The 3,059-nt window shown below is 56.8% G+C and carries 3 protein-coding genes; all 3 read right to left on the bottom strand.

What is annotated here, in order from left to right; translation table 11 throughout:
- Positions 1–268: 268 nt before the first annotated feature.
- Positions 269–1,246, bottom strand: a complete 978-nt coding sequence (locus V6C07_RS01445) for a rhomboid family intramembrane serine protease (RefSeq protein WP_333534618.1) — start codon at positions 1,244–1,246, stop codon at positions 269–271.
- A gap of 58 nt (positions 1,247–1,304) precedes the next feature.
- Positions 1,305–1,514, bottom strand: a complete 210-nt coding sequence (rpmB, locus tag V6C07_RS01440; protein WP_333534617.1) for a 50S ribosomal protein L28 — start codon at positions 1,512–1,514, stop codon at positions 1,305–1,307.
- 205 nt (positions 1,515–1,719) lie between these two features.
- A partial coding sequence (locus V6C07_RS01435) for a chemotaxis protein CheA (protein ID WP_333534616.1) occupies positions 1,720–3,059 on the bottom strand: 1,340 nt, incomplete at its 5' end.

Genomic DNA, 3,059 nt, shown 5'->3' with positions numbered 1-3,059 from the left:
TTCTTTGCCAAATCAATGCCGATGGTAGTAATGATCTTCATGGGATGGTTCCCTTTCTGAGGTTTTCCATACCCTAGGGTAGCCAATTTATGCGGGCGGGACCATCCCATCACTCTACAGCTAGAGCAGATTAACTTTGAGAATATATATTCTCAAAATTTAAGGCACGCTCACTTCGGCGTTTAACCGCGCAGATAAACTGCGCTTACGCCTCCGTAGCGAACGTCTGCTCGCGCAGCCGTCAGAGCAATTTAAAAGTTGAATTGCTCTAAACGGGCAAGACCATGAAAGCCCAATACCATGCGCCAACAAGCAGCGCCGCAGCCAGCGTGCCTGCCAGCGCCTGAGGCAGCGCGGGCCAGTTTTTTTGCGTTCGCCACGCTTCCCAGCCGCCCAGGGCAAGACCGCCGCACAGTCCTGCAATATGGGCGGCATAATCAGTATTTTCGCCTTCAGTACCAAGCATTGCCAAGATGGCAATGCCCGCAGCCACGGGTAAAACGGCCTTGCGCCGCTGGCCGGAGTACATTGCCATATAACCTGCCAGCGCGCCTACAGCGGCGAAGAGGGCAGTGGAAAAGCCCATACTGGTGACAGCGCGCGGGCGCAGAAGCACAGTAAGGGCATTGCCGGCTATTCCGCCAGCCACCGTGAGCCAGAGCGCCCTGCCTATGCCTGTAAGCCTGGCAAGCAGGGAAAGAAAGAGCGCGCCAAAGATTACGTTGCCCCACACGTGGGTCAGGCTCACATGCAGGGTCAGCGCTGTACCCAGGCGGTAGTACTGGTCGTAAACGCGCACCAGCACATTATCCAGCATGCCGGCAGACGCCCATATCTCCGGCGGGGGCAGAAAAGATGGTGACGGCCACCAGCCAACGCGCCAGCCATGCCAGACGAGCAGGGGCAGTAAAAGAAGCGCGGCCAAGAAGCTGTGACGGTGTACGCGCAGGGGCGTGGGAGCGGGGATTTTTTTGCGGCTTTCGGCGGAAAATTCGGTCAGTTCTGACAGGGCGATATTTTCCAGCAGCGGGGGAACATAGATATGTTCCCTGCCGGACAGGGAAAGAGTTCTGTGCGGAATATTGCAGGCATTGAGCACCAGGAGGCTGTCGCGAAAACGCGTATAGTTGTCAGCCCCGCCCGCCCGGCTGATATTGCGCCAGTACCGTGGCAGGCTGTTGGGCCTTTTGCGGATAAGCCAGCGCCCGCCGGTGGCGGGCAGACTGCTGCGGTTGGTATGGTGCATATAGCAAAAAAGGCCCCAACAGAGACACTGCGGGGCCTTGAGCACAAAACGGCTGCGATTAACCCTGCTTACGCACCAGGGGCTTGATCACAACGCCAGAGCGCAGGCAACGGGTGCACACGGTAAGAGTCCGCACACTGCCGTCCGCAAACTGGTGACGCACACGCTGGAGGTTGGGGTTAAAACGACGCTTGGTCTTGATATTGGAATGGCTGACGAGGTTGCCAACCTGGGGCTTTTTGCCGCAGAAAATGCATTCCTTGCTCATACTATCCTCCGTATATGCAAAAAAACAGTTCACTTCACATGCGGCAAAAATAAAGCCCAGCGCCGGAAGATGTACAGCGTGTAAGAGGGCGTAACCGCGCGAAGAAGTCCTATAGCTGATGCCGTATCAAAAGGCAAGATTTTTTCTCAAAACAAAACGGGCGTCAACCCGCATTATGCCTGGCGGGCTGACGTACGTCAAAAGATCAGATTCTGCCCGCTGACATGGCGGCCTGCTTGCCTTCACCCGCAGGAACCATTGATGCGGCCTTTGAAGTTGCCATCAGGTAGATTTCATGCGGATCAAGAATCAGGATCACAGAGCCGTCGCCCATAATGGTGGCGCCAGAGATGCCCTTCAGGTCGCCAAGATAGGCGCCGAGGGGCTTGATGACTATTTCCTGGCGTTCAAGCAGGCGGTCCACCACAAGGCCCAGACGGCGGTCGTTATCGTGTATGACCACCACCGAGAGCACGTCCGGCAGGGGATCTGTGCGGGGCAGGCCGAGCATTTCGGCCATTTCCACCACGCCGAGAACCTCGCCCCGCAAGGTGACGGCCTTACGGCCCTTCACGTCGGTGAGGCGGTGGGCTTCAATCTTGGTGGTTTCCGAGACGGCATCCAGGGGGATGGCGTACATCTGGCCGGAAACATTAACCATAAGCGCATCAATGATGGCGAGCGTCAGAGGCAGGCTCAGGGTAAAGCGCGTGCCTTTGCCCACTTCAGAATAGGTGCTGACGCTGCCTTTGAGATTTTTGATGTTGGTGCGAACCACGTCCATGCCCACACCACGACCCGAAATGTCGGTAATCTGGTCGGCAGAGGAAAAACCGGGTGCAAAAATCAGTTCCACAGATTCGCGGTCATCCAGCTGGGCGGCCTCTTCGGGAGTTATGACGCCCTTACGGATGGCAGTTTCGCGCATTTTTGCCGGATCAATGCCCTTGCCGTCGTCTTCGATTTCAATGGCAACGGAATTGCCCTTGTGGAAAGCCCGTAAGGTCACTTTGCCCTTGGCAGGTTTTCCAGCGGCAAGGCGCACGTCTTCCGACTCGATGCCGTGGTCAACGGAGTTGCGTATGAGGTGGACAAGAGGGTCGCCTATGACCTCTACCACGCTCTTGTCCAGTTCGGTTTCTTCTCCTTCCATGACCAGGTCCACCTCTTTGCCGCTTTTGCGGGAAAGGTCGCGCACCAGACGGGGAAAGCGGGAGAACACCGAAGAAACAGGAACCATGCGCACTTTCATGATGGTATCTTGCAGGTCGTCAGAAATGCGCGCCATGGCGTAGGTCGTTTCGGAAAGGCTTTGCGCCACATGCGAAATATCTATGTTGTCGCTGCTGTCTTCAAGCGAACGGGCAATGAGCGTATAGCGGTTGCGGTTGATGATCAGTTCACCAATGAGGTTCATGAGGTGATCAAGCCGTTCGTGGTCAACCCGGATGGTGGAAGAGCTTTTGTGTCCTTCGGTCGCGGGAGCAGTCCCCTTTGCCTGTGAGGCGGCGGGTCGTGCGGCGGGTTGCGCCACGGGGGCCGGAC

Origin of the sequence: Desulfovibrio sp. 1214_IL3152 (assembly GCF_036763055.1) — a bacterium.
In the GTDB taxonomy this organism is placed as follows: Bacteria; Desulfobacterota; Desulfovibrionia; order Desulfovibrionales; family Desulfovibrionaceae; genus Desulfovibrio.
The sequence above is the reverse complement of the archived record's forward strand: the minus strand, read 5'-3'. Positions and strand labels throughout refer to the sequence as shown.